The organism is Halorubrum sp. Ib24, assembly GCF_002252745.1.
GTDB lineage: Archaea > Halobacteriota > Halobacteria > Halobacteriales > Haloferacaceae > Halorubrum.
The window spans coordinates 1-25910 of the sequence record NZ_NHOX01000009.1; the positions used below are offsets into that span (position 1 = coordinate 1).

Below are 25910 nucleotides of genomic sequence, written 5' to 3' on the forward strand. Positions count from 1 at the left end.
TCACGAGCGAACCGGCGCGGGCGGAGCCGCGGATCGACGGGCGCAACGTCACCGTCGCGGCCGTCGAGGGGGGATTCGAACTGCGCGTCGCCCACGGGGGCGAGACCGAGCGGGCGGCGCTCCCCGCGGCGAACGAAACGGTCACGCTCCAGGGGGTCGCGTTCGTGCGCGAGGAGGACGCGGTGTTCGCGGAGCGCGGGGAGACGCGGGTGCGGATCGCGACGCGGGAGCGGTACGAGGGGCGGCAGTAACGCTCGGTCGGACCGAGGGCGGCAGTGAGGGGGTATCGGGGCGGGGAACCCGACGGGCTCACGCCCACTCGATCCGGTACACCTCGGCGTCGATATCGCGCGACTCGTCGCTGTGATGGTCGAACTGCGCGTCGATCGCGAAGTCGGCGGCGAACGCGTGGGTCACCTCGCCGCCCTCGTCGGCCGCGAACGCCTCGACGAACTCCCGGCTGCCCGCGTTGTGGACCGAGTAGGAGACGGTCGCGACGCGGCTCGCCGTCGCCAGAAAACCGCGGTCGGCGTTGCGGTTCCCGTCTCGGGCGCCGAACGGGGGGTTCATCACGACCGTCACCGGATCGGGCACGGTCAGCGGGAGCCGCGTCGCGTCGGCCTGGATCCAGTGGACCGGGGCGCTCGCGGCCACCCGGCGCTGATTGCCGGTCGCGGTGAGCAGCGCGTCGCGGTCGAGTTCGACGCCGAGGACGCGGGCGGGGCCGCGGAGGGCGGCCGCGAGCGCGAGCATCCCCGTCCCGGTGCCGAGATCGAGGACGGTGCGACCGTCGACGTCGCCGTGGAGGTCCGCGAGGTGGACGACGTGCGCGGCCAGGTCCGGCGGCGTGGGGTACTGTTCGAGCGCGACGCGCGGCTCTTCGAACCCGGCGACGACGCCGAGCTTCGTCGCGAGCGAGCGCTTCGACGCCATCCGTCAGGCCGCGGCGGTCCGGACGAGTTCGACCCCTTCGCGGTCGGCGCGCTCGGCCAGCGCCGACAGCGCCGGCTCCGCGGCGTCGGGGTCGGACACCTCCCCCAGCCGGACCTCGATCCGTCCGGCGCCGAGGAACGACGCGGCGCGGACGAACTCGCGGAGCCGGTCGGCCTCCCGTTGCGTCGAGAGCGTGTCCTCGCAGTCGAAGCAGGCCTCGACCGACAGCGTCGCCGGCTGGTAGCCGCGGGCTGAGAGCTCGGCCTTGAGCTCGCGGAGGTGTTCGGGCGCGGTGCTGTCGAGGTCGTCGGCGTCGATGACGATGGGGTCGATCTCCGCGGGTCGACAGCCGCGGAGCGTCCCCTCGATCCCGTCGGACTGCGTCGTGCTCATGGAATCCCATATGTTGTAGTTATACAAAAGTCTTTGTGAATGTCTGATGGTAATTATAGCGCCGATCGTCGCGGCGCTAATATGACCGCGCTCGGCGGTCACGTTTCGTGTTCGATGACCGGTAGCGCCGACGGTCGGCGAGTCGGGATCCTCGGCACTGGATCGTCAGTAACTGGCGTTTGAAGCGCCAACGGACTCATTCACACCAGATGAGAGGAACCGGAACCGACCGGCGACGCGTGCGGATCCGGGACAAAGGTTTAAATAGGACAATAACCAGAAACCTTATAATGGAACGTCCGAGCCGCCAGCGTCAACAGGAGCGGAACACCGAGCGAGAGTCGGACGAGACGGAGACGGTCTCCTGCCCGGAGTGTGATTCGGAAGAAATAGTCACGGACGCCGACCAAGAGCTCGTGTGTGAGGACTGCGGGCTGGTCTTGGACGAGCGGAACATCGACCGCGGGCCGGAGTGGCGGGCGTTCAACCACTCGGAGCGGCAGTCGAAGTCGCGCGTCGGCGCCCCCATCACCGAGACGATGCACGACAAGGGGCTGACGACGACGATCGACTGGAAGGACAAGGACGCGTACGGACGGTCGCTCTCCTCCGAGAAGCGATCGCAGATGCACCGGCTGCGCAAGTGGCAAGAGCGGATCCGCACGAAGGACGCCGGCGAGCGCAACCTCCAGTTCGCGCTCTCCGAGATCGACCGCATGGCGAGCGCGCTCGGCGTGCCGCGGTCGGTACGCGAGGTCGCCTCGGTCATCTATCGACGCGCGCTCAACGAGGACCTCATCCGCGGCCGGTCGATCGAGGGCGTCTCCACCGCCGCGCTCTACGCCGCCTGCCGGCAGGAGGGCATCCCCCGATCGCTCGACGAGGTCGCCGACGTCTCGCGCGTTCCGCAGAAGGAGATCGGTCGGACGTACCGCTACATCTCCCAGGAGCTCGGATTGGAACTGAAGCCCGTCGACCCGAAGCAGTTCGTTCCCCGCTTCGCGTCGTCGCTGGAGCTGAGCGAGGAGGTCCAGTCGAAGGCGACGGAGATCATCGACGTCTCCGCCGAGCAGGGGCTCCTCTCCGGGAAGTCCCCGACCGGATTCGCGGCCGCGGCGATCTACGCGGCCTCGCTGCTGTGTAACGAGAAGAAGACCCAGCGCGAGGTCGCCGACGTCGCGCAGGTGACGGAGGTCACCATCCGCAACCGGTATCAAGAGCAGATCGAAGCGATGGGCTTCCGCTAGCGGCGACGCGTGCGGAGGCGAGCCAGCCGTGTCGCGGCCGGAAACGCGGCGCCGGCGACGGGCCCTCGTCGCGGCGGAAAACGCGGCGCAGACGTGCGGTCTTCCCGCGGTGCGCCGCTCGTGATCGGGTTTTTAATCGGTACCGAGCGTATCTTCTCGCGAGATGTACTCGCATATCCTCGTCCCGACGGACGGTAGCCCCGCGTCGGACGCCGCGATCGAACATGCGATCGACCTCGCCGAGCAGTACGACGCCACGCTCCACGCGCTGTACGTCGTCGACGGCGCGGCGTACGCGACGCTCGAAGCGGGCGCCGAGATCGTGGTCGACGCGCTCGAGTCCGAGGGAGAGGAGGCCACGCAGCGGGTCGCGGACGCGGCCGAGAGCGCGGGCGTGAGCTGCGAGGCGGTCGTCACGACGGGGACCGCGTACCGCTCGATCCGGAACTACGTGGACGAGAACGACATCGACATGATCGTGATGGGGACGCACGGCCGGAAGGGGCTCGACCGGTATCTCCTCGGCAGCGTCACCGAGCGGGTCGTCCGAACCTCGGACGTGCCCGTCCTCACCGTCCGACAGCCGAGCGATGAGTGAGTGCCCGCCGCGACGGGGGTGACCCCCGTGCGAGACTGGCTGTCACACCGGGTCGCCGCCTCCCCGGACGCCGCGGCGCTCGTGCGGGCCGAGGACGGCGAGGCCTGGACGTACACGGACCTCGACCAACTCGTCTCGGAGACGGCGGGGCGCCTCGTCGCCCACGGGATCGACGCGGGCGACCGGCTCGGCGTGATCACGCCCCCGTACGTCGGGACGGTCGGACTGGTCCACGCGGCGATGCGGATCGGCGCGACTTTCGTCCCGCTCGGACAGGAGCTCACGCCCAGGGAGCTCTCGGAGCGGGCGGAGCGGGCGGACCTCTCCGCGGTCGTCTGCGCGGAGCCGACGGAAGACGACGCGTTGGCGGCCGTCGACGGGATCGACGACACGCCCGTCTTCTCCGTCGACGACCCGACCGACGGGACCGTCACCGCCGTCCACGACGTCGAGCCCGCGACGGTCGATCCCCCAGAGTGGGAGTTCGACGATCACCTCTGTATCCTCTTCACGTCCGGCACGACGGGGGAGCCGAAGCCGGTTCCGCTCACCGCCGGTAACGTGTGCAGTTCCGCCGTCGCCTCCGCGTTCGGGCTCGGTGTCGACCCCGGCGACCGCTGGCTCGTCTCTCTCTCGTTACACCACATGGGCGGGCTCGCGCCCGTCTACCGCTCGGCGCTGTACGGGACGACCCTCGTGCTCCGGGAGGGGTTCGACGCCGGGGGCACCGCCGACGACATCGACACGTACGACGTGACCGGCGTCTCGCTCGTCCCGACGATGCTCAAGCGGATGCTCGACAGGCGCGGCACCCTGTCGGACACGCTTCGCGTGGTCCTGCTCGGCGGCGCGCCGGCGCCGGACGAGCTGTTGGAGCGCTGCCGCGACTACTCGGTCCCGGTGTATCCGACGTACGGGATGACCGAGTCGGCCTCGCAGATCGCGACCGCGACGCCCCGGCAGACGAAGGGGCGGCTCGGCACGGTCGGCCGCCCGCTGTTCGGAACCGAGGTGACGGTCGTCGACGAGGACGGCGCGCCGGTCGAAGCCGGGGAGTCGGGGGAGATCGTCGTCGACGGCCCGACGGTGTCGCCGGGGTATCTGAAGCCCCCGACGGACGCGGGCGACGGGGCGACCGCCGAACTCGATCAGTCCACCTTCGGCCCCCACGGGCTTCACACCGGCGACGTGGGACGGATCGACGAAGACGGCTACCTCTACGTGCTCAACCGGCTCGACGACCGCATCATCACCGGGGGCGAGAACGTCGAGCCCGGCGAGGTGAGCGACGTGCTTCGGGAGTATCCCACGGTCGAGGACGTCGCCGTCGTCGGTCTCGACGACGAGATGTGGGGCGAGCGGGTCGCCGCGCTGCTCGCGGTCGGCGACCGGACGGGGGAACCGGTGGACGAGGCGGCGCTCGCCTCGTTCGCCCGCGAGCGGCTCAGCGGGTTCAAGATCCCGAAAACGATCGCCGTCGTCGACGAGCTCCCGCGGACAGTCTCGGGCACTGTCGATCGAGAGGCCGCGCGGGAGGCGCTTCGGGAGACCGGTCGGGACCTGAATCGCGATCCGGAGGCCGAACTGAAGACGGCCGGCTTCGAGCCCGCGGATCCGACCGAACCCCCGGACGACGACGGCGACGACAGAGTCGAGATCGACGATGCCGAAGAGGTCGCGAACGCGGACGACTCCGCGGAAAACGCGGACGACTCCGCCGGCGAGGCGGCAGACGGAGCCGACGGCGTGGACGACTCCGACGTCGCCACCGCGGGTGAGGGCGGTTCCGACGTCGCCGACGCCGACGAAAGCGAAGGCGAAGACGAAAGCGGAGACGACGAAAGCGAAGGCGAAGACGATCCCGACGAGGACACCTCAGAGGTCGACGTCGAGGTCGTCGATGCCGACGACGCCCGAGGCGAGTAATAAACTCTCCCGATATTTCTCGTTGTTCCACGAACGTTTTGACCGCGGGGCCCGCGGATCAGACATGGATCTACTGGACGACAGCGTCGTGCCGGAGCGCGCGCGCGACGTGAAGGCCGAGGCCCGCGAGTTCGCCGACGAGCACATCGCGCCGAACGCGGCGGAGTACTACGATTCGGGCGAGTACCCGTGGGAGGTGCTGGAGGCGGCGATGGACGCGGGACTCATCGCGCAGGACATCGGCGAGGAGTACGGGGGGAAGGGGTTCGACCTCGCGCAGGTGCTCGCGATCGCGGAGGAGTTCTACCGCGCCGACGCCGGCATCGCGCTCACCCTCCAGCTCGCGAGCTTCGGCTGCGAGATGGTCGAGCAGTACGGCACCGAGGCGCAGAAGGAGGAGTACCTCCGGCCGGTCGCGGAGAACGACCAGATCTCCGGGCTCGCCGTCTCTGAGCCGGAGACCGGCTCCGACCTCGCGGGGATGACGACGAAAGCCGAGAAGGTCGACGGCGGGTACGAGATCACCGGCGAGAAGTACTGGGTCGGTAACGCGGTCGAAGCCGACTGGCTCACCGTCTACGCGAAGACCGTCGAGAGCGACGACCGCTACTCGAACTACACCCTGTTCATCGTCGAGACCGACAGCGAGGGGTACGAGGCGGAGCACATCCCGGAGAAGATGGGGATGCGCGCCTCGAAGCAGGGCCACATCGTCTTCGAGGACTGCTTCGTCCCCGAGGAGAACGTCGTCGGCAGCGAGGGCGGCGGCTTCTACGTCCTCGCGGACTTCTTCAACCACGGCCGCGTGGTCGTCGGCGGGCACGGGCTCGGGCTGGCCGCGGCCGCCATCGAGGAGGCCGAGGAGTTCGTTCACGGGCGTAACGCCTTCGGCCGGACGGTCAACGAATTCCAGGCGGTCCAGCACACCCTCTCGGACATGCGGATCGGTTTCGAGTCGGCGCGCGCGCTCAACTGGCGCGCCTGCGAGAAGGTCGCGAACAACGAAGACGCGGGGTACTGGGCCGCGCTGGCGAAGACAAAGTCCACGGAGGTCGCGACCGACTGCGCCGAGAAGGGGATGAAGCTCCACGGCGGGCGGTCGATCCTCACCGACCGCCGGATCGCCCGCGTCTACCGCGACGTGCGCATCCCGGTGATCTACGAGGGCGCCAACGACATCCAGCGGAACCTGATCTACCGCCAGTCGCGGTAGAGCCGGGAGTGCGGGTCGGCCGCTTTTTTCAGATCCGACGGGCCAGCGCCGCGAGCGCCTCGCTTCCGCCCGACGTGAGGGGGTCGCCGTGGCCGACGCAGGCCACCTCGAACGGCGGGGCATGGGCGGCGAGGTCGCGGATGCTCTCCAGTACCGCGTCCGTGTCGTAGCTGATGAACCACTCCGAGGGGTCGAGCCCGCCGTCGGACGCCGAGACGAGGTCGCCGAGGAGCGCGACGCCGAGCGACTCGCTCACGTACGCGACGTGACCCGGGGTGTGGCCGGGCGTGTGGTACGCGGTGAACGAGCCGAGCCGTTGACCGTCGGACACGGACTCGACCTCCAGGTCCGGATGCGTCGTGAACAGGCCGGCGAGGCGCTGAAACGCTCCCTTGTGATTGCGCAGCGGCGGCGACCGCTCCCCGCGGAGGATCGCCGCGTCGAACGCGCCGGTGTACACGGTCGCGTCGAGCTCCGGCGTCAGCGCCGCGAGCGCCCCGACGTGGTCGAGGTCGTAGTGGGTCAACAGCACTCGGCCGATGTCCGCGACGTCCACGCCGGCCTCGGCGAGCCCCTCCCGGATCGCCGCGTCGTCCCACGGCGTCCCCGCGTCGACGAGCGTGGGGACGTCGTCGTCGACGAGGTACGCGCTGACGCCCCGCAGCTCGAACCGCCACACTCCGTCCGCGAGTTCCGTGGGCATACCGAGTGGTAACGACCGACGGGGATTTGACGGTGGCGACCGAGGGACGGCGGGAGTCACCGCGTCCGGTGTTCGCATCGGCGACCGCACCGCCGACGAAAACGCCAAGACGCCGCGGCGTCACGTCGGCGTATGCGACTCGAGGACTACTGGGGGATCGGCCCGAAGACGAGCGAGCGGCTCGTCTCGGCGCTGGGGACCTCGCGGGCGATCGAGGCGATCGAGGCGGCCGACGTCCGGGCGCTCGTCGACGCCGGACTCCACCGCGGGCGAGCCACCCGGATCCTCCGCCGGGCCAACGGCGAGGCCGGCATGGACGTCCTCGCGACGGGGGACACCCGCTCGGTGTACGACGACCTGCTCTCGCTGGCCGCCGGCCACGCGCTGACGGCCCACGCCGCCGACCGGATCCGAGTGCTGACGCCGCTAGCGGACCGGGAGGCGGTCGAGGCCCGACTCGACGGCGTGGTCGCCGCGCGCGACGCGTGGGAGGGGCTCGTCGAGGCCGACCGCGAGCGCGTGACCGAGGCGTTCGACGCGTACGGCGACGCCGAGGGGTCGGACCTCGCGGCCGTCGAAACCGCCATCGCGCTGCGGGAAGCGGGGCTTGACGACGGCCCGTTCGAAGCGGTGGGCGCGCTGGAGGCGGACGCCCTGCGGGACGCCGCCGGCGCCCTCGCCGACGTGCGCGGGTCGATCGACCCGACGAGCGTCGACGGCGACGGCGACATCGAGGTCGCTCGCGGCGCCGACGACGAGCTGGACCGCCTGCGCGACCGGCTCGACACGGCCGAGGAGCTGGCGAACTCCGCGTTCGACGTGCTCGACGCGGTCCGGGACGGCTCGCTGCGCGACTTCGAGGCCCTGGAGGCCGCGACGATCGACCACGTCGCGAGCGAGACCGGCGTCGACCCGGCGACGGTGCGGTCGGTGGCTCCCGACGACGCGCTCGACGCCGCCGACTTCGTCTCGGCGACCCTCCGCGACCTCGCGGCGGAGCTGGAGGCGGAGGTCGCGGAGCGCGAGGCGGCGGTCGCCGCCGACATCCGGGAGCGGATCGGCGGCGCGCGGGCGGACTCGGGCGAAGACGGCGGAGGCGACGGAGACGACGAGCGGGAGAGCCACGTCGCCCGGGCGGTGACCGCCGTCTCGGACGCCGCGTTCCTGCTCTCGCTCGCGCGCTTCGCGGCCGCGTACGACCTCGCGCGACCGACGCTCGTCTACGACGGGATCGCGGTGCGGAACGCGCGGAACCCGTTCATCGCCGGCGAGGTGCAGCCGGTGTCGTACGCGGTCGGGACCCACTCGCTCGCGGGCGACGCGGGCGTGGCGAGCGTCGACGCGCCGCCGACCGGCGACCGCGTGAGCGTGCTTACGGGGGCGAACTCGGGCGGGAAGACGACGCTGCTGGAGACGGTCTGCGCGGTGGCCCTGCTCGCGTCGATGGGGCTCCCGGTGCCCGCAGAGGAGGCGCAGGTCGGCTCCTTCGACCGGATCGTCTTCCACCGGCGCCACGCCTCGTTCAACGCCGGCGTACTGGAGTCGACGCTGAAGTCGGTGGTCCCGCCGCTCGTCGAAGAGGGCCGGACGCTGATGCTCGTCGACGAGTTCGAGGCGATCACGGAGCCGGGGCGGGCCGCCGACCTGTTGAACGGTCTCGTGACGCTCACCGTCGAGCGGGGCGCGCTCGGCGTGTACGTCACGCACCTCGCGGAGGACCTGAGCCCGCTCCCGGAGGCCGCCCGGATCGACGGGATCTTCGCGGAGGGGCTCACGAACGACCTCGAACTGCGCGTCGACTACCAGCCCCGCTTCGGTACGATCGGCAAGTCGACGCCGGAGTTCATCGTCTCTCGACTCGTCGCGAACGCGAGCGATCGCGGCGTGCGCGCGGGGTTCGAGCACCTCGCCGGCGCCGTCGGCGAGGAGGCGGTCCAGCGCACCCTCTCGGACGCGGAGTGGGCGGGTGACGATGACTGACGAGGAGGCGGGCGGCCCCGCGGAGGGCGCGGGAGGCGGGCGAATACGGTCGATCGCGGTCCACCGCGAGGACGTCGCGAGCGCGCTCGAGGCGACGCTCCGGAGCGACCGCGAGGTCGTCCTGCGGGTGACGCCGCCGTTCTCCGGTCGAATGCGGGCCCGACTCCACGCGATCGACACCGGGACGGAGGTCGCGGAAGCGGACGGAAGCGAGACGAGCGAGCGCGACGGCGACGCCCGACCCGATCCACGTCGACCCCAGCGACCTCGTCGCCGAGGTCCCGCCGTACCCCGAGGTCGACGAGACGGCGGCGGCGCACCCGGACGCCGACGTCGAGACCCGCCGGGAGCGTCACGCCGAGGCCGTCGAGGGGTGGCGCGAGCGCGTCCGCGGGTCGATCGTCGACGCCGTCGAGCTGGAGGTCGACGGCGAGACCCGCGCGGTCGACGTGACCGCGCTCGGGTGACTATTTTTAAAAGAGGCCGCGGATCCGTTACAGCCGAAGCCGCTTAACCGACGTGCCGGCGCCGCCGAAGTCGGCGAGCGCCGCGTCCGCGTCGCCGCCGTCGGCCGTCGCCGCCGCGACCATCACCGTGTCGGCGTCGAGGTCTGCGTCCAGTCGGACCTCGTACGCGCCGTCGTCGGGCGTCGCGAGCGTCGAGCCGTCGGCGGTGTACACCGCGACCGCCTCGGCGTCGGTCTCGCCGGAGACGACGAGGTCCTCGCCCGCGTACTCGACGGCGGCGGTGAGGTCGGGCCCCGCGGGGCGGTCGCCTTCGACGTACCGCTCGCGGACGACGGTCGGGGTCTCGACCGGCTCCCCGGCGTCGACGCCGTGCGCGAGCCGGATGTAGCCCGCCATCGACCACGCGAGCGGGGTCGCCCCCCCGGTTCCCTCGCCGAACTCCCAGCCGTAGTCGGTCGGGTGCTCGCGGTCCCACACCTGCTCGGGGAGCATCCGCCCGGAGTTGCCGAACCCGGCCATCGTCTCCAGCAGGGCGGCGGGTTCGAGCTCGGCCTCCTCGGTGCCGCCGAAGGCGTCGGGGCCGTCGGCGCGGGCGCGGAGCTCGTACTCGCCGCGCTCGCCGGTGAAGATCGGCCACAGCCGGCCGCGGCCGTCGCCGGTGCCGGCCCAGGGCGCGCCCGGGTCACCGGCGGCGATCTCGCCGTAGGCGTCGCCGACGTAGCGGTACCACGCGGGGCCGTACGGCGTATCGACGCGGATCGATTCGTCGACGACGGAGACGGAGTTCCGGACCGTCTCGTCGTCGGCCGGCTTCACCCCGAGTCGGACGAGTTCGAGGAAGCCTCCGTCGACGATCTCCCGCTCGTCGTAGGTCGGCCCGTCGTTGGCGATCGTCCGCGGCCGCCCGGACTCGGGGTCGCCGTCGGCGGTGACCCGGAGGTAGTACGGCGTCTCGGCGTGCCGATCGGTTCCCGTCGACGTCGCGCACCACTCCTCGACGCGCGCGGTCCAGTCGTCCGCGAGCCCGAGCCACGCGAGCGCGTCGGCGCGGAGCTCGTCGGGGGCGGGGTCGTCTCGCGAGCCGCCCGCCGGGTCGCCGCCGGACTCGATCCGGTCCGCCTCCGCGAGCGCGAGGGCGGCGCCGCAGACGACTCCGGCGATCTCGGCGGCGATGCTCGACGGCGAGAAGCCGGCCTCCTCCTCCCAGCGCTCCTGGGCCGTCTCCGGACCGTTCGCCGCGATGTAGCCGAGCGAGCGCCGGACCTGGTCGTAGGTGTAGTCGGCGTCGGCCGGCGCGGTCCCGTGCTCGTACAGCTGCCACGCCATCACCGACGGGAACGCGATGTTGTCCATCTGCTCGCCGCCCCAGCGGGTGCGGCCGTCGATGTAGGTGTTCTGCGGCAGGAAGCCGTCGTCGTCCTGCTGGGTGTTGTAGAGGTACGCGAGCGCGTTCGCGCCCCGCTCGACCTCGCCGACCTCGATCAGCGCTGTGAACACCTGATAGAGGTCGCGCGACCAGACGAAGTTGTAGCCGTAGCCGCGGTCCTCGGCGGCGTACTCCGTCTCGCCCCACGGCACCGACGGGCTCGCGATCCCCGCGCCGTCGTGGCGCTTGTCCTCCACGGCCGCGAGGGTCATCAGCGCGAAGCGGTACTGCGCCTCCAGCTCCGCGTCGCCGGTCACCGAGTCGGGGAACTCCCGGCCGGCGAGCCAGTCGCGCCACGTCTCGACGTAGGAGGCGGAGACATCGTCGAAGCCGCGCGAGATGGCGCCCCGGGCCTCGCCGAGCGCGGCCGCGGTGTCGGCGTTCTCGGCGAAGCCGAGCGCGACCGTGTCGGAGACCGCGGTCCCGCTCCCGACGAGCCCGGCGAGCACGACGTTACCGGTCGCCTCCGCGTCGCCGTCGCCGCGCTCCCCCTCGCTGAACAGGGCGTCGGCCTCGTCGCCGCCGGCCGAGAGGACGCTGGCCCACTCGAACCGGTCGTCGCTGGCGAGCGCGAGCGCGACCTCGAATGAGTCGCCGTCGTCGTCGACGAGCTTCCCCGTGCTCCGCTCGGCCGCGTCGTCGTTGCGCGCGAGGAGGTGGTACCCGTCGGCGCCCGCCACGCGGTCGCCGCGGTCGTTCGTCCCGACGTTCGTGATCGTCGTGTCGACCAGGGCGTACACGTCGTACTCCCCCTCGCCCTCGAAGTCGACGTCCGCGAGGACCGCGTCGCCGTCGGTGTCGACGGCGTACTCGACGGTCAGCGTCCACTCGTGTCCGTGGCCGTCGCCGGTCTCGCGGATCGTCTGCGTGTACGCGAGCGCGTCGCCGGCGGTCGGTTCCGTCGTCCGCTCCACAGTTTCCGTCGCCGTGACGTGGCTCGTCTCGTCGAACGTCCGGACGGTGTGGCCCGTCTCCGGGTCGGCGACGAGGAAGTCGAACGTGCGGACGTTCATCACGTCGATCCGCGGGAACCGGGCCTCGGTGAGCGCCCCCTCGGTCAGGGTGAACCAGACCGGGACCGGGTCGTCGGCCTCGTGGTCGGCGGGGGTCCCGACGCCGAACTTCCGGCCCGTCGTCCAGTGGGGCGCCTCGCTCGGTCCGGTCGGTCGGTCGTGCGGGACGGGGAGCGCGCCGTGCTTCGCGAGCGTCACCGTCGCCTCGATCCGGAGCGCGTGCGACCACCCGATCGGCGTCGCGCCGTCGAGGTCCCCGTCGTCGAACGCCTGCTCGGCGAACAGCCCGGCGTCGTTGACGAAGTGACCGTCTGGCTCGCAGAGGGCGTAGAGGTCTCGGGCCGCCCCGAACAGCTCGTCGGCGTCGCCGTCGCGCTCACGCACGAGCCCGCCGAGCGAGGCGGCGGCCGTCGCGCCCCACAGCGTCGCGATCGACCACACCTTCGCGGCGCCCTGCTCGGCCGTGCGCCAGTCGTCGCCGGTGAACCTGACGATCCCCTCGACATCGGCCGTCTCCCGGCGGAGCGCCTCGATCGAGTTCCGGACGTGCCTCTCCACGCGGTCGAGGAACGCCTCGAAGTCGGCCGTCGCGACCGCCGCGCCGGAGCCGTCGGTGACCGCGCCGTCGACGTCCGCGCGCTCCTCGCGGAGGGCCGCGTACTCGCGGGTCGCGCTCGCCAGCGCGAACGTGCTGGCGTCCGCACGGTCGTCGCGACTCTCCGCGCTCGCCCGTTGGGGGAATCGCTCGGTGTCGGGGTTCCAGCGGTCGTCGAGCCCGGCGATCGCCTCGTCGGCCGCCGCCGCGGCCGCGACGCGCGTCTCGTCGTCGACCGGGGCACGGGCGACCGCGGCGAACGCGCGCAGGTAGGCCGCGCCGGTGTGGGTGAACCGCCCGAGGGCGTTCTCCCAGCAGTTCTGACAACGCCGGGGGAGCCCGTCGTCCTCGGTCGGCTCGCGGAGGAAGGCGACCGCGTCGGCGATCGTCGCGTCGATCCGCTCGCGCCACTCCTCGGGGAGGTCGGTCGTCCGGCGGAGTCGGGCCAAAAACGCGACCACGGACGCGGGCTGGTCCAGCTGGTCGTTCGGTCCGGCCGTCCCGTTCGCGCCCTCGATCCTGGCGTTCGCCCAGCCGGGGGCGACCTTGCCGGAGTCGGCCCAGACGCGGTGGGGCCACGAGCCGTCGGCGTCCTGCGTGCGACAGAAGAAGGAGGCGGTCGCGAGCAGCTCCTCGTCGGCGTCGAGGCCGACCTCCTCGCTCGCGGTCAACAGCGCCGTGGCGGTCTCCGCCTCGTCGCGGAACCAGGTGTAGCCGTAGCCGCCGGAGGTCGAGTAGAAGGGGTCGAACTCGGGGGCGGCGATCCGAGCGCCGGACTCGGCCGTCAGCAGGTCGAGCGCCCGGAGGTCGCTCCTGATCACGTCCCGCCGCGGCACGTCTTCGGGCACCTCCGGCCCACGGCCGGCCGCCGCCTCGCGGAGGTCGTCGGCGTCCGGGTAGGCGGTCGCGATCCGAGAGAGCTCCTCGATCCGCCGGCGGCGGTCGGGACCGTCGGAGAGCGCGGCCAACGCGTCGTCGCCCGTCTCGCGCGTCTCCTGCCGGTCGACGACGGCCCGGCTCGCGAGCGTGACGCGCTCGGTCCGGCCGTCGCGCTCGAAGGGCGCGCGGACGACGACGTCCGGGGTGAGCCGCGAGTCCTCGCGCTGGTCGATCTCCCCGCGGTGGGGGAACCCTGCCCCGCCCTCGCCGAGCAGTTCAGTGATCGTGCGGAGCCGCTGGCCGTGCGCCGCCGTGAGCCCCGTCGACGCCGTGAGGAAGTCGTGCTCGGAGCGGTGGTACACCTCGACGACGCTCCCGTCGTCCGGTCCGGCCCCCTCGTGGACCAGGTTGCCGACGCGGCCCTCGACCATGTCGGGCGAGAACGCGCAGGCGGCGACGAGCTCGGCGCCCGCGGGCGGCGCGCCCCGCAGTTCGATGTGCGTTAGGTGGGTGTCGCTCACGACGAGGTCGAACTGGTGGATCGTGTACCGGCCCGCGTCGTACTCGGTCTCGACGAGCGGCGTGTCCTCGTCGTAGTGCTGTCGCGTCGTCGTGAGATCGTCGAACCAGCGGACGCCGCGGCCGGCCGTGATCCCCATCCGGAGCCGGTCGGCCCCGCCGACTCCCGACAGGGAGTACGAACAGTCGTGGACGGTGCCGTCGGGCCCGACGTGGACCAGACGGCCGTCGTCGCCCGTGAACGCGCCGGCGGTCGTGGGACGCTCCGCCGGATAGCGCTCGCCGCGCCGACGTTCGTGCTCCGTGAGAGCGGTTCGCAGTCGCATAGTCGCCCTGCGATTCCCTCGGTAAAAGCCTTGACGAACGAGGCGACCGACCGGTTTCGCCGCGATCCGGCGAAGGGGAACAACGAATACCCCGGGTGCCGATGGGTGGCACATGCACCACCCAGGACCCCCCCGATTCCTCTCGACCGGGGAGACGACGCAGCTCGCCCCGCGGGACCCGGACCCGACGGCGGAGTACGAGTGGCGCGTCGCCGACGCGCCGCCGGACCGCGAGGCGACAGTCGGCGAGGACTCGGTAACCGAGTTCACGCCGGACGTCCCCGGACAGTACCGCCTCGGCCTCGACGCGCCCGACGGCGACCACCTCCTGACGGTCCGCGCGTTCGCGGCGAGCTACGAGGGCGTCGACGTCGCCGGCGGCAGCGGCACGGCGATCCGCGACCGCGACGCCGACCACGCCGCGATCGACTACGGCGCCGAGCGGCCCCACGAGGGCGTCGGCCGTCCCCGCGTCCGGCTCGACGCGACCGTCGAGGAGGCGGAGGGGGGCGGAGCGAGCGGAGACGCAGCGGGCGAGGGAGAGCGCACCGAGGTCGTCGTCCGAGCGACGCCGACACCGAACCCCGAGTCCGCCCTCGACGCGTCGGAGCTCGCGGTCACCTTCGTCGTCGACGATCGCGACGTCGAGCGAGCGGTCGCGGAGGGGCGGCGGAACCCGCGGGACGCGTTCCGGACGACCGACGACGGACGCGCGCTTCGGATTCCGGTCGACGCCGTCCCGGACCGGCTCCGCGTCCACGCGGTCGCCGTCGCCCGCGAGCCGGGTCGCGAACAGCGGGTGAGCGTCGCCGACGCGGTCGCCGTCGAGCGGGCCGACCGGAGCGAGCTCGCGGACGCTGACGAGGACGAGACCGCCGACCCGGACCTGACGACCCCCGTCGACGCCGACGGCCCCGCCTTCGAGACGGTCCGACTGAACCAGCCGCCCGAGTGGACGGCGGACGCGACCGTCTACGAGGTGTACGTCCGGACGTTCGCCGACGCCGACGAGGGCGAGGCGTTCGAGTCGATCGCGGAGCGGATCCCGGAGCTCGCCGACCTCGGCGTCGACACGCTGTGGCTCACGCCCGTGCTCCAGCACGACGGGAAGCCGCACGGCTACAACATCGTCGACTTCTTTGACGTGGCGGAGGACCTCGGCGACCGCGACGAGTACGAGGCGCTCGTGGAGGCCGCCCACGACCACGGGATGCGGGTGCTGTTCGACTTCGTCGCCAACCACACCGCACGCGACCACGAGTGGTTCGAGGACGCCTACCGGAACCCCGACTCTCCGTACCGCGACCGCTTCGAGTGGCAGGAGTCGGGCGAGCCGGGGACGTACTTCGACTGGGAGCTGATCGCGAACCTGAACCACGCGAACCTCGACGTGCGGCGGTTCCTCCTCGACGTGATCGACGAGTGGCGGGCGCTCGTCGACGGGTTCCGCTGTGACATGGCGTGGGCGGTCCCCGACTCGTTCTGGCGCGAGCTCCGCGACCGGGTGAAAGACATCGACCGCGAGTTCCTGCTGATGGACGAGACGATCCCGTACATCCCCGGCTTCCACGAGGGGATGTTCGACATCCACTTCGACGCGACGCTGTACTTCCAGCTCCGGCAGGTCGGCCGCGGCGCCGAGCCGGCCGCCTCGGTGTTAGACGCGATCGACCAGCGCGCAGAGATCGGCTTCCCCGACCACGCCGGCTTCCTCCAGTACATCGAGAACCACGACGAGACGCGCTACCGCGTCGAGTGCGGGGACGCCGCCGCGGCCGCCGCGGGCGCCGCGACGTTCACCCTGCCCGGCGTGCCGATGGTGTACGCCGGACAGGAGATCGGTCAGCGCGGCCGCCGGGACGCGATCGCGTGGGAGCACGCGCGCGACGAGGTCCGAGATCGCTACGAGCGCCTGCTCTCGACTCGCGACGACCACCCGGCGCTCGGGCCCGAGGGCGGCCTCGAACGGGTGGGGTACCACGTCGCCAGCGGCGACCTGAGCGAGCGGCCGATCGTCGCTAGCGGCGACGTCCACCCGGACGACGTGGTGGCGTTCCGCCGGAGCGACGGCGCGGAGTCGCTGATCGTCGTCCTCAACTTCGCGCCCGACGAGGCCAGCGTCGCGGTCGACGCCGACCACACGGACCGCGACCTGGTCACCGGGGAGTCGTGCGTCGTCGTCGACGGGGAAGGGACGGAGCGGATCCGCGTCGACGAGGTCGCTATCGTCAGAGAGACGGAGTGATGAGCGGGGACGCGGGGGACGCGGGGGACGCGTCGCGCGATCGAACGCGCGAGACGCTCCCCGACCGGACCGAAGCCCTCGTCGAGCGGGCGCGGGCCGACCGCGAGGCGGCGGCCGATCGGTTCGAGGCGGCCCGGTCGCTCGCCGAGCGCCTCGGCGCGCATCCGATCAGACCTGAGGGCGCGGACCCGGCGACCGACCCGCCCGAGGGCGTCGCCTTCGGCTTCTGGACGCCCGACCTCGTCGACGCCGGCGTCCCCGTCGACGACGTGCGACTGGAGCTGTTCACTCCCGTCGCCGAGGACGGGGGCGACGGCGACGAGACGGCGGTCGACCCCGGCCGCGACGACCTCCGCGAGGCCACGTTTCGCGTCGACCGGCTCCCGGTGGAGCGCGACGAAGAGTTCCACTGGGTCGCCGTGGACGGGATCGCGCTCGGGACGCGCGACCGGCTCGGCGCGTTGTATCAGCTCGTGTACCGGACCGCTGGCGGCGACGAATGGGAGACGGTTCGGGACCCCCTCGCGTACTCGCTCCCGTTCGGGGCGTTCGCGCCCGCGGAGGCCTACGACTGGCCGCGCCTCGACGCGACGCGCCCCGACGGCGACCACTTCGACTCGCTCGGGACCGACGAGGAGGCGCTCCCGACGACGGCGGACGACGGGCTCCCGCGGATTGACCCCGCGACGAGCATGGTTGAGATCCACCCCGGCACGTCGACCGAATCGGGGTCGCTCGCGGCGCTCGCGAAGCGGTTCGAGGCGATCGGCGAGAAGCTCCGAACCGGCGAGCCGCTCGCACCTCACGAGCGGAACTACGTCGGGTACGACGCGATCCAGCTCATGCCGGTCGAGCCGCTAACGCAGGCGTACGGGCGCCAGTGGTACTGGCGCCCCGGCGGAACGTACGAGCCCGGAGACGGCGAGAACGCTCGCGGGTCCGGCCCGGAGCGCGGCGGCGGGTCGGACGACGCGCCAGTCGACCCCGCGTCGGCGTTCGACCGCGAGCGCGACCTGGAGCGCGCGAGTGTCGGCGTCGAGCGCCCCGACCAGACCAACTGGGGGTACGACGTCGTTGTGAGCGGCTTCGGAGCGGCGAACCCCGCGATACTGGAGACGGGACGGCCCGACGAGCTCGTCGAGTTCATCGCCGCCTGCCACGGGATGCCCGACCCGATCCGGGTCGTCTTCGACGTCGCGCTCGGGCACGCGGACGAGGCGGCGGCGGAGCTGCTTCCCGACCCGTTCTTCGAGGGGCCGGGGATGTACGGCCTCCACCTGAACTACCGCCACCCCGTCGTTCGGGCGATCATACTCGAGTTACAGCGCCGGAAAGCGAACTTCGGCGCCGACGGCATCCGGATCGACGGCGCGCAGGACTTCACGTACCACGACGAGGAGACCGGCGAGCAGGTCCACGACGACGCGTTCCTCGCCGAGATGGACCGGGTGACCCATGAGGTCGCCGGGACCGAGTACCGCCCGTGGATGATCTACGAGGACGGCCGCCCGTGGCCGCGGGAGGACTGGGAGCTCGCGTCGACGTACCGCACGCTGATCGAGCAGCACCCGCACGCGTTCCAGTGGTCGCCGGTGACGTTCGCGCACAACAAGCCCGCGCTCCTCACGTTCTGGGCGACGAAGTGGTGGCGCATGCGCGAGGTCGGCGAGATGGGAAGCCAGTGGATCACCGGCGTCGCGAACCACGACACGCTGCGGCGCGGCTCGCAGGTCGAGGTGACCGACGACTGGGGCGGCGCGCTGATCAACCCGTACCTCGCCGACTCGCCGCCCGAGACGATCCGCGAGGCGTACGACAGCCCCGCCGCGCTCGTCTGGTTCCACGTCGCGATGCCGGGCGTCCCGATGGACTTCCTCCACGCGAACTACCGGGCGCCGTGGGGGTTCGTCAGGGACACCGACCCGACGTGGAACGTGAAGGTCGTCGCCGAGGAGGCGCCGTGGATCGACTGGCACGTCCCGGAGGGGGCGTACGGCGAGCGCGACTCGTTCACGCGCTTGAAACAGCTCGGATTCGAGACGCGCGCCGAGCTGAGGGAGTTCGTCACGACGCTCGCGGCCCTGGTCGACGCGACCGACTACGACCTCGACCTGATCGCGGAGCTGCTGTCGGTCAAGGGCACCCCCCTTCGAGGTAACGCTCGCGGCGAACTCGCCGCCACCGACCTCCAAGCGTTCTCGTTCGCCTGGAGCGCCGACGTGGCCGAGTACCTCGTCTTGGACCGCTGGGAAGACGCTCAGGGCGATGCGCGGACCGCGTTCGACCGCCGCGTCCGCGAGTTCCGCCAGCCGCGGCCCTGGCTCCGCCGCGACGTCGACCCGGACCGCGGCGAGGCGTTCGGCTACCGGCATCCGACGGAGGGAACCGTGGTGTACCAGGCGCTCAGACGCGACCCCGACGGAGACGAGGCGCTGCTCGTCGCCTGCAACGTGGAGGGAACCCCAGTCGAGGTGTCGCCGACGGACGTCCTCGACGACCTCGGCGTCGCCGGGCGCGACGACGGCGGCGAGCGCGACGGGGCGCCCGACTGGACCGTCGCGCTCGCGGCGCCCGACACCGACGCCTCGGTGGGATCGGACGCGGGGGTCGTCACGCTCGAGACCGCGGACGCGGTCGTCTGGCGCGCGGTCCGCGGCGACTGAGCCGGCCGTCTGGCCGCGACATCCGAGCCCCCCGTTCGGACGCAACGCTTGAGTCGGTGGGGGTCACAGGGAGACGCATGCGATTCGACCGCTCCGACGGCGTGTTCTGCCACGTCACCTCGCTGCCGGGACGACACGGGATCGGCGACCTCGGCGACGGCGCCGCGGCGTTCCTCTCGTTCCTCGGCGACGCCGACGTCGACCACTGGCAGATCTGTCCGCTCGGGCCGACGATACACGCCGCCGGGGAGTCGCCGTACCAGTCGCCGTCGGCGTTCGCCGGCAACCCCCTCCTGATCGACCTCGACGGGCTCGTCGCCGACGGTTGGCTTGACTCGTCCGACCTCGAACCGGTCCCCGACTTCCCCGACGACCGCGTCGACTACGGCGCGGTCCGGGAGTACAAGCTCCCGCTGCTGCGCGACGCATTCGAGCGGTTCGACGCGGAAGCGGGAGAGGAGGACGAGGCGGACCTCGACGCGTTCCGCGATCGCGAGCCCTGGCTCGCCGACTACGCGCTGTTCCGGGCGCTGGCCGACGCGCGGCCCGAGGACACGTGGGTCGAGTGGCCGGAACCCATCCGAACCCGCGACCCCGAGGCGCTCGCCGAGGCGCGCGAGGAACGCGCGACCGAGGTCCGGTTCCGCGAGTTCGTCCAGTGGACGTTCGACCGGCAGTGGCGCGAGCTCCGATCGGTCGCGGCCGAGGAGGGCGTCTCGATCGTCGGCGACGTGCCGATATACGTCGCGCTCGACTCCGCCGACGTGTGGGCGAAGCCCGAGGCGTTCCGACTCGACGAGGGGAACCGTCCGACCGCGGTCGCCGGCGTCCCGCCGAACCCGGGCGACGACGGACAGCGCTGGGGGAACCCCGTCTACGACTGGGATCGGCTCGCCGAGCGGGAGTACGACTGGTGGATCGCGCGGTTCCGGCGGCTGTTCGAGCTCGCCGACGTCGCGCGGCTCGACCACTTCCTGGGGTTCGTGAAGTACTGGGCGATCCCGGCCGACCGCGACGACCCGGCCGCCGGCGAGTGGCGGGAGGGGCCGGGGCGCGACCTGTTCGAGACGGTGGAGCGCGAGCTGGGACAGGCCCCGTTCATCGCCGAGGACCTCGGGTTCGAGGAGCGGGCGATGAACGAGCTGATGGCGGAGTTCGGCTTCCCCGGCATGCGCGTCCCCCAGTACGCCGACTGGTGCGAGGAGGGGAACCCGTACCAGCCGATGCACTACCCCGAGGGCGTCGTCGGCTACACTTCGACCCACGACACGGACACGTGGATCGGCTACTTCGAGGACCTCCCGGAGCGCCAGCGGGACTGCTTCCGGTACAACGTCGGCGCCGACGGCGACCGCGCGCCCGAGTGGGAGATCATCGACGAGGTGTGGGACTCCGAGGCTGTGCTCGCCGTGACGACGATGCAAGACCTGCTCGGGCTCGGCAGCGAGTCGCGGTTCAACGAGCTGGGGACCGTCGACGGCAACTGGGAGTGGCGCGTGACTCGGGACGACCTCGACGACGAGATCGCCGACCGCCTGTGGGAGCTCGCCGGACGGCACGTCCGGTAACGCGGTGTTCGGTGGCATCCTCCCGGACTCGCCACTCTTCCACGTCGCGGTGATCGCCGGAGCGACCGCGGCCATCTGGGTCGGCAGCGGGTGGCTCGAGGAGTCGGCCCAGACGCTCTCCGCGTACTACGGACTGCCGGCCGTCGTGCAGGGCTCGATCGTCGTCGCCGTCGGGTCGAGCTTCCCGGAGCTGGTGAGCGTGCTCGTCACCGCGCTCGTCGGCGTCTTCGACATGGGCGTGGGCGCGCTCGTCGGCTCCGCCATCTTCAACGTGCTCGTCATCCCCGCGCTGGCCGGGATCGGCGCCCAAGGCCCCTTGGAGTCCAGCCGGACGATCGTGTACAAGGAGGCGCAGTTCTACATGATCGCCGTCGCGGCGCTCGTCGTCACCTTCTCGCTCGCGGTCATCTACGTCCCGGTTCCCGCCGAGGCGATCGCGGGCGAGCTGACCCGGCCGCTCGCGCTTATCCCGCTGACGCTGTACGGGCTCTACCTGTTCATTCAGTACCAAGACGTGGGCGACGCCGACATCGAGACGGTGCGCGACGGTGTCGACGTCAGACGGGAGTGGGGGAAGCTCGCGGCCGGACTGCTCGTCATCGTGGTGACCGTCGAGCGGCTGGTCGCGTCGGTGGAGTCGCTCGGCACGACCTTCGGCATCCCGGAGTTCCTCGCGGGCGTCACGATCGTCGCGGCGGCGACGAGCCTCCCCGACACGCTGGTGAGCCTCCGGACGGCGCAGGAGGGGCGCGGCGCGACGAGCCTCGGGAACGTGCTCGGCTCGAACACGTTCGACCTCCTCGTCGCCATCCCGCTTGGCGTGCTCATCGTCGGCCGCGTTGAGGTGAATTTCTCGACGGCCGTTCCGATGTTCGGGGTGCTCACGGCGGCGACGGTCCTGCTGTTCGCGGCGCTCCGGACGGACCTGTCGCTCACGAGCCGCGAGTCGTACATCCTACTCGCGACGTACCTGCTGTTCGTGGCGTGGATGATCGCCGAGACGGTCGGCGTAACGAGCCTCCTGCGGGGGGTGTGAGCGCCTACCGAGTCCGACCGATGATGAAGTAGAGCACGAGGCCCAGCAGCGGCGCGAGGAAGGCGACGATGGCCCAGAGGAACGCGGGCTGGTCGCTACGCTGCTGCGCGTCCGAGTAGATCCAGACGATGATGGCGAGCTGTACGAGCAGCACCAGCAGACCGAACAGGAAGGCGATCCCGCCGGCCAAGGCCTCCTGGAGCAGTATCGGGGACATCGGCCGATATCACTCGGGGGCGTAATAAGTGTCTTTGGGGCCCGGTCCCGCGCCGACCACGAACCGTTTTGGTCCGGCGGCCCTCCGATCCGCGCATGGACCTGCCAGTCGACGCCGAACGACTCCGCGCGGACCTGGAGGCTAACGCGGCGTTCGGACGCGTGGAGTACGACGACCCGGAGAGGCGCGGACGGACGAACCGGACCGGGAGCGAGGCGAACGCGGCCGCGCGAGACCGGCTGGTGGAGCGCCTGGAGGCGGCCGGCCTCGGCGTCGCGGTCGACGGAGTCGGGAACGTGCTCGGAACGTGGGTCCCCGACTCAGCGGACCCGGAGGCTGCTCCCGTCGTGAGCGGGAGCCACCTCGACAGCGTTCCTGAGGGCGGGATCTTCGACGGACCGCTCGGGGTGTACGCCGCCTTGGAGTCCGTGCGCGCGATGCGGGATGCGGGCGTCGAACCCGCGCGACCGGTCGGCGTCGTCAGCTTCACCGAGGAGGGAGGGGGGACCTTCGGGAGGGGCTGCTCGGTCGTCGGTGGCGGCGGGCGAGACGGCCGTCGACGAGGCCCTCGCGTACGAGAGCGACGCCGGCGAGACGCTGGGCGAGGCGCTCGACCGGATCGGCTACCGCGGCGACGACGCGATCGACCCCGCGTCGTGGGCGGCGTTCTACGAGCTCCACGTGGAGCAGGACACCGTCTTGGAGGAGGCGGGCGCCGACGCCGGCGTGGTGACGACGATCACGGGGATCACCCACTGCGAGGTGACGGTCGAGGGCGAGGCGAACCACGCCGGCGCGACCGCGATGGGCGACCGGACCGACGCGCTCGCGGCCGCGAGCGAGTTCGTCCTCGACGTGGAGGCGGCCGCGAACGACGTCGTCGACGAGTCGAGCGTCTCCGCGGTCGGCACCGTCGGGTCGCTCTCCGTCTCGCCGAACGCGACGAACGTTGTTCCGGGCCACGTCGAGGCCGGCGTCGACGTGCGCGACGTCGAGACCGAATCGATGGACGCGATCGTCTCGGCCGCGCGCGAGTCGCTCGCCCGACTGGAGCGCGAACGGGGGGTCGAGACGTCGTTCGACCGCCCCTTCGACGTGGCGCCGACGCCGATGAGCGAGCGCCTCCGAGAGGCCGCCCACGCCGCCGCGGCGGACGTCGAACGGGACGCGCTCGACCTCCACTCCGGCGCGGCGCACGACGCGATGCGCGTGGCCCGCGTCACCGACGCCTCCCTCCTCTTCGCGCCCTCGCGGGACGGGATCTCGCACAACCCCCGCGAGTGGACCGACTGGGAGGACTGCGCGGCCGCGACCGAGGTGCTGGCGGGGGCGCTGACGCGGGTCACGGGCGACGAGGCGTAGCGCGGCGACTCGGGGTCGGATCGGACGACCGGACGTCACAACCGTTTTGCCGGTCGGCTGCGAGCGGCTAGCGTGAGACGTCCACTCGCGTCGCCGCCGTCGCGCTCGGCGTCGTCGCCGCCGCCGTTGCCACGATCGTCGAAACGACGGGCGTCCTCGGCGGCTGGCCCGACCTGGGTGGCTACCCCGCGACGCTCGTCGTCGGGCGGGCGCTGCTCGTTGTCGCCGCGGGGGCGCTGCTGTACGGGTCGTACCTCCTCGCGGTCGGCGTCCTGATGCGGTCGGCGAACAAGCGGCGCGCGTACAACACGCGCAACCTCCTGCGACTCGCCTTCGGCTTCGTGGGGACGATCGCGACGCTCGCGGTGCTGACCGAGAACTGGCTCGGACTCCTGTTCTCGCTCGGGGTCATCGGCTTCGCGGTCACGTTCGCGCTCCAACAGCCCCTCCTGTCGCTGATCGCGTGGGTGTACATCACCGTGAAACAACCGTACGGCGTCGGCGACCGCGTCCGGATCGACGACGCGAAGGGAGACGTGATCGGCGTCGACTTCCTCGTGACGACGCTGTGGGAGATCAACGGCGAGCTCGTCACGACGAACCAGCCGTCGGGACGCGTGGTGACGGTGCCCAACAGCGTCGTGCTCTCCTCGAACGTCGTCAACTTCGGCGGGGGCGGCTCCCCCTACGTGTGGAACGAGGTCGGGGTCCAGGTCGCCTACGAGACCGATCTCGACTTCGCGCGCGAGGTCATGGCCGAGGAGGCGCGCGACCTGATCGGCGACGAGATGGCCGCCGGAATCGCGGCGTACCGGGAGGCGCTCGCAGAGACGCCCGTGGAGCTAGAGGTCCACGATCGTCCGACGGTGAACGTGACGCAGGGCGAGTCGTGGATGGAGCTTCGCGTTCGGTACCTCACGCATCCGCGTCGCGGGCAGCGCGTGAAGAACCGGCTGTACGAGCGGATCCTCGACCGTTTCAACGACGCCCCCGATCGCGTGGCGTTCCCGGTGAGCCGGAGTCGCTAGCGCGGAGGCGACCAAGTCGGCGCCGGGCGGAGACCGGCCGCCGTTCCGTCATGATTTATATACTGTAACTATTCGGTCGTCATCCGGCCGCCGATCCCGACGAAGATGCGATAATACGGAAACGGGCGGTATCGGGCCTATATGGGCCGTTAAATGAGGTGTGTGGTAACTTTAAACACGTCACATTTATATACTCTGGTGACTTACTATTGGTTAACGAATCGGCGAGCCCGGCACCAGTATTTCGGTCGGGAGTTCGATCGGAGAGAACCCATGACAGAAACACGTACGCGCGACTACGGCGGGGAGACGGAGCGAGAACGAACGAATCGAAGCGGAACGACCGAGACGGAATCCGAGGAAACGGAGTCGACGACGGCGGAGCGGACCACGACCTGCCCCGAGTGTAGCGGGAGCCTCATCACCGACACGGAGCACGGCGAGACGGTGTGCGACGACTGCGGGCTCGTCGTCGAACAGGACTCGGTGGACCGCGGGCCGGAGTGGCGCGCGTTCAACTCCGGCGAGCGGGACAGCAAGTCGCGCGTCGGCGCCCCGACGACGAACATGATGCACGACAAGGGGCTCTCGACGAACATCGGCTGGCAGGACAAAGACGCCTACGGCAAGTCGCTGTCGAGCCGGCAGCGCCAGAAGATGCAGCGGCTCCGCACCTGGAACGAGCGGTTCCGCACCCGCGACTCGAAGGAACGCAACCTGAAGCAGGCGCTCGGCGAGATCGACCGCATGGCCTCGGCGCTCGGCCTCCCGGACAACGTCCGCGAGACCGCCTCGGTCATCTACCGCCGCGCGCTGAGCGAGAACCTCCTGCCCGGCCGCTCCATCGAGGGTGTCGCGACCGCGTCGCTGTACGCGGCCGCCCGGCAGGTGGGGAACCCCCGGAGCCTCGACGAGTTCACCGCCGTCTCCCGCGTCGAGAAGATGGAGCTCACCCGGACGTACCGCTACGTCATCCGCGAGCTCGGGCTTCGCGTCCAGCCTGCGGACCCCGGGAGCTACGTCCCGCGGTTCGTCTCGCGGCTGGAGCTCTCCGAGGAGACCCAGCGGCTGGCCCGCGAGCTCCTCGACGGCGCGAAAGAGTCCGGCATCACGAGCGGGAAGTCCCCGGTCGGGCTCGCCGCGTCCGCAGTGTACGCGGCCGCACTCCTCTCGAACGAGAAGGTGACCCAGAGCGAGGTGTCCGACGTGGCCGACATCAGCGAGGTCACCATCCGGAACCGGTACAAGGAGCTCCTCGAAGCGAGCGAGGGGCTGGCGGCCTAACACCGCCGTTCGATCCGTTCTCTCCCTGTCATTTTCTTCCCGCGTTCGAGCGCGTTTGAATAGCCCTCGCCACGTACGCTTTTAACCCGGCCGCGTGTACGGCAGGCCATGGTGGATGCGTTCGTCAGACTGGTCTGTCCGGAGTGTACGAAGGAATGGCAGGACAACCCCGCTGATCTCCAGAGCCTCCGCTCGAACTTCAGCTGCCCCGAGTGTCACGCGACCCGCCGGCTGACGGAGTTCATGCGGACCGAGCGCGACCTCGAGGCGGTCAAGCAGTTCCAGTAAG

The 25910-nt window shown here is 71.4% G+C and carries 16 protein-coding genes and 4 pseudogenes; 15 read left to right on the forward strand and 5 right to left on the reverse strand.

What is annotated here, in order from left to right; all coding sequences use genetic code 11:
* Positions 1 to 251 (forward strand): annotated as a pseudogene (locus DJ82_RS02090) (rhomboid family protein); the annotation flags it as partial.
* A 58-nt stretch (positions 252 to 309) separates the two neighbouring features.
* Here DJ82_RS02090 and DJ82_RS02095 read toward each other — a convergent pair.
* Entirely contained in the window at positions 310 to 933 is a 624-nt protein-coding gene (locus DJ82_RS02095; RefSeq protein ID WP_094522409.1) for an METTL5 family protein, read from the reverse strand.
* Between the two features lie 3 nt (positions 934 to 936).
* Positions 937 to 1326 (reverse strand): hypothetical protein, encoded by a 390-nt coding sequence (locus tag DJ82_RS02100; RefSeq protein ID WP_094522411.1) that lies wholly within the window; start codon positions 1324 to 1326, stop codon positions 937 to 939.
* Positions 1327 to 1616: 290 nt separating this feature from the next.
* Between DJ82_RS02100 and DJ82_RS02105 the strand changes: the two genes are divergently transcribed.
* The 4 genes from DJ82_RS02105 to DJ82_RS02120 all read left to right on the forward strand — a co-directional run bounded on the left by DJ82_RS02105 (position 1617) and on the right by DJ82_RS02120 (position 6310).
* The gene (locus DJ82_RS02105; protein ID WP_094522413.1) at positions 1617 to 2573 is read left to right on the forward strand and encodes a transcription initiation factor IIB family protein; all 957 of its coding nucleotides are present in this window, start codon (positions 1617 to 1619) and stop codon (positions 2571 to 2573) included.
* A gap of 163 nt (positions 2574 to 2736) precedes the next feature.
* Positions 2737 to 3171, forward strand: a complete 435-nt coding sequence (locus tag DJ82_RS02110) for a universal stress protein (RefSeq protein ID WP_094580947.1) — start codon at positions 2737 to 2739, stop codon at positions 3169 to 3171.
* Positions 3172 to 3198: 27 nt separating this feature from the next.
* Complete coding sequence (gene menE, locus DJ82_RS02115) at positions 3199 to 5097, forward strand: o-succinylbenzoate--CoA ligase (protein WP_094580956.1); 1899 nt, start codon at positions 3199 to 3201, stop codon at positions 5095 to 5097.
* Positions 5098 to 5161: 64 nt separating this feature from the next.
* On the forward strand, positions 5162 to 6310 hold the full coding sequence (locus tag DJ82_RS02120; protein WP_094580948.1) for an acyl-CoA dehydrogenase family protein: 1149 nt from the start codon (positions 5162 to 5164) through the stop codon (positions 6308 to 6310).
* 28 nt (positions 6311 to 6338) lie between these two features.
* Here the strand turns inward: DJ82_RS02120 and DJ82_RS02125 are convergent, their stop codons facing one another.
* Positions 6339 to 7013: an MBL fold metallo-hydrolase gene (locus tag DJ82_RS02125; RefSeq protein WP_094580949.1), complete on the reverse strand. Its 675-nt coding sequence runs from the start codon at positions 7011 to 7013 to the stop codon at positions 6339 to 6341.
* A gap of 132 nt (positions 7014 to 7145) precedes the next feature.
* Between DJ82_RS02125 and DJ82_RS02130 the strand changes: the two genes are divergently transcribed.
* Together DJ82_RS02130 and DJ82_RS15155 are read left to right on the forward strand one after the other, a co-directional pair.
* Complete coding sequence (locus DJ82_RS02130; RefSeq protein WP_094580950.1) at positions 7146 to 8993, forward strand: DNA mismatch repair protein; 1848 nt, start codon at positions 7146 to 7148, stop codon at positions 8991 to 8993.
* Positions 8986 to 9460, forward strand: a pseudogene (locus DJ82_RS15155) (hypothetical protein). The gene DJ82_RS02130 and the pseudogene DJ82_RS15155 overlap by 8 nt, the downstream one beginning before the upstream one ends.
* Before the next feature lie 27 nt (positions 9461 to 9487).
* Here the strand turns inward: DJ82_RS15155 and DJ82_RS02140 are convergent.
* Positions 9488 to 14218: a glycoside hydrolase family 15 protein gene (locus DJ82_RS02140; RefSeq protein ID WP_094580951.1), complete on the reverse strand. Its 4731-nt coding sequence runs from the start codon at positions 14216 to 14218 to the stop codon at positions 9488 to 9490.
* 112 nt (positions 14219 to 14330) lie between these two features.
* On the opposite strand from DJ82_RS02140, the gene malA reads away from it, so the two are divergent.
* From malA to DJ82_RS02160, 4 genes are all read left to right on the forward strand, one after another.
* Positions 14331 to 16463 carry an alpha-amylase MalA gene (gene malA, locus DJ82_RS02145; protein ID WP_094580952.1) on the forward strand — a complete coding sequence of 711 codons (2133 nt, stop codon included), beginning with the start codon at positions 14331 to 14333 and terminating at the stop codon, positions 16461 to 16463.
* Positions 16463 to 19126, forward strand: a complete 2664-nt coding sequence (gene gghA, locus DJ82_RS02150; RefSeq protein WP_094580953.1) for a glucosylglycerol hydrolase — start codon at positions 16463 to 16465, stop codon at positions 19124 to 19126. Before malA ends, gghA begins: the two co-directional genes overlap by 1 nt.
* Positions 19127 to 19203: 77 nt before the next feature.
* Positions 19204 to 20694: a 4-alpha-glucanotransferase gene (malQ, locus tag DJ82_RS02155; RefSeq protein WP_094580954.1), complete on the forward strand. Its 1491-nt coding sequence runs from the start codon at positions 19204 to 19206 to the stop codon at positions 20692 to 20694.
* Between the two features lie 4 nt (positions 20695 to 20698).
* A complete protein-coding gene (locus DJ82_RS02160; protein WP_094522433.1) occupies positions 20699 to 21730 on the forward strand; it encodes a sodium:calcium antiporter in 1032 nt (343 codons plus the stop codon).
* A gap of 4 nt (positions 21731 to 21734) precedes the next feature.
* On the opposite strand, the gene DJ82_RS02165 is transcribed toward DJ82_RS02160, so the two are convergent.
* Complete coding sequence (locus DJ82_RS02165; RefSeq protein WP_094522434.1) at positions 21735 to 21947, reverse strand: PLDc N-terminal domain-containing protein; 213 nt, start codon at positions 21945 to 21947, stop codon at positions 21735 to 21737.
* A gap of 95 nt (positions 21948 to 22042) precedes the next feature.
* Between DJ82_RS02165 and DJ82_RS02170 the strand changes: the two are divergent.
* The 4 genes and pseudogenes from DJ82_RS02170 (at position 22043) to DJ82_RS02185 (ending at position 25909) form a co-directional block, all read left to right on the forward strand.
* Positions 22043 to 23309: pseudogene (locus DJ82_RS02170) on the forward strand (M20 family metallo-hydrolase).
* A gap of 72 nt (positions 23310 to 23381) precedes the next feature.
* Positions 23382 to 24337 (forward strand): annotated as a pseudogene (locus DJ82_RS02175) (mechanosensitive ion channel family protein).
* 273 nt (positions 24338 to 24610) lie between these two features.
* On the forward strand, positions 24611 to 25621 hold the full coding sequence (locus DJ82_RS02180) for a transcription initiation factor IIB family protein (RefSeq protein WP_094522439.1): 1011 nt from the start codon (positions 24611 to 24613) through the stop codon (positions 25619 to 25621).
* A 108-nt stretch (positions 25622 to 25729) separates the two neighbouring features.
* On the forward strand, positions 25730 to 25909 hold the full coding sequence (locus DJ82_RS02185) for a hypothetical protein (RefSeq protein WP_094522441.1): 180 nt from the start codon (positions 25730 to 25732) through the stop codon (positions 25907 to 25909).
* Position 25910 lies beyond the last annotated feature (1 nt).